Below are 1,683 nucleotides of genomic sequence, written 5' to 3'. Positions count from 1 at the left end.
AATGCCTTGTTGAAGAATTTAGCAGCCTTTATATTTTCCATTTGCGGGGTAATCAACGAACCTCTGGAGAACTATCTCGAAAAGAAGGTGGTAAGATTTTTGGTTCTGGTTCTCGAGCCCCTATAGCGATTTCCATTCTCGTAAAAAATTCAGAATCTCAACAGCGTGGGAAAATATATTTTCGGGATATTGGAGATTATCTCAATAGAAAAGAAAAGCTTACGATAATCGAGACCCTTGGTAGCATTGATGGTATTGCACGGAGCAAAAAAGGTTGGCAAATAATTACACCAGACAAGCACGGTGATTGGATCAATCAACGTGATGACAATTTCAACGCCTTTTTAGCTATAGGTGATAAAGGTGATAAAAAAGGTCATGGTAAAAAACTTTTTGAAAATTTTTCATGTGGTCTAAAAACCAATCGTGATGCTTGGGCATATAATTCAAGTCGTAAAGCTCTAGCAAAGAATATGAGTAACATGATTGCTTTCTATAATAGCGAAGTGGAACATTTTAATGATGTTTGTACACATGCTGACCGTAAAACACGTGCAAGTGCCGTAGATGATTTTGTCAATTCAGACGTAAAAAAGATAAGCTGGAGTTATAATGTTAAGCAAGAATTAATAAAAGGAAAGGTTTTTGAATTTGAAGAGGCATGCCTTACGCAAAGTTCGTATCGTCCTTTTACACGACAATGGCTTTATTATAATCGAGCTTTTAACGATGGAACTTATCAAATGCCGCGTATATTTCCTATAGGGGAAACGGTTGAAAATAGGGTGATACAAATTACAGGTAAAGGAGCAAAGAAAGACTTTTCTGTTATTATGATTAAGACTGTGTCTGATGTTCAGCTAATAGAGAATAGCCAATGCTTTCCGCGGTATTTTTACGAAGATGATAAGGTTTCAAAAGATAAAAATGATGACCAATCCCATTTATTTGCAAACTCTACAGAGGAAAACAAAACAACTGGTTTACAAAGGCGTGATGCCATTACTGATGAAGGGCTAGCCCATTTTAAAGCGGCTTATCCTAATGAAACCATAACTAAAGACGATCTATTCTATTATGTTTACGGAATTTTACATTCAGAAGATTATCGCGCTCGTTATGCTGATAACCTTTCTAAAGAATTGCCTCGCATTCCTTGTGTAAAAACTGCTGAAGATTTTTGGAAATTTGTCACAGCAGGACGAGAACTGGGTCATTTACACGTCAATTATGAAGATGTGGAACCTTATCCAGTGACCTTTAAAAAAGGAAATCCAAAACAGACTGATATTTCTAACCCTGAGGAATTTTATTACGTGACTGAAATGCAATTCTTTAGCAAAAATAATATAAAAGATAAATCCACTGTTTTTTACAATAACAATATCACAATAACCAACATTCCTCTTGAAGCTTATGAGTATATCGTCAATGGCAAGCCTGCTCTTGAATGGGTTATGGAACGTCAATGTGTTAAGACCGATAAAAAAAGTGGCATTGTTAATGATGCCAATCGTTATGCCGTTGAAACCATTGGTAACCCTGCCTACCCTCTAGAATTATTTCAAAGGGTTATTACCGTAAGTTTAGAAACAATGAAGATTGTTAAGAACCTACCAAAATTAGAAATTAGAGAAACTGAATAAACTCATAAAGCATGCTTATAATGGGCATGCTAATCTT

Annotated in this window: 1 protein-coding gene; it reads left to right on the top strand. The window is 35.7% G+C overall.

The window, feature by feature from the left end; translation table 11 throughout:
• Positions 1–1,646: type ISP restriction/modification enzyme (locus tag ABD915_RS09515; RefSeq protein WP_345117693.1), on the top strand; the 1,646-nt coding region annotated here is incomplete at its 5' end.
• Between the last annotated feature and the right edge of the window lie 37 nt (positions 1,647–1,683).

Origin of the sequence: Bartonella jaculi (genome assembly GCF_039543045.1) — a bacterium.
Lineage (GTDB): Bacteria > Pseudomonadota > Alphaproteobacteria > Rhizobiales > Rhizobiaceae > Bartonella > Bartonella jaculi.
Note: the sequence above shows the minus strand (reverse complement) of the source record. Positions and strands in the feature narration are given on the sequence as shown.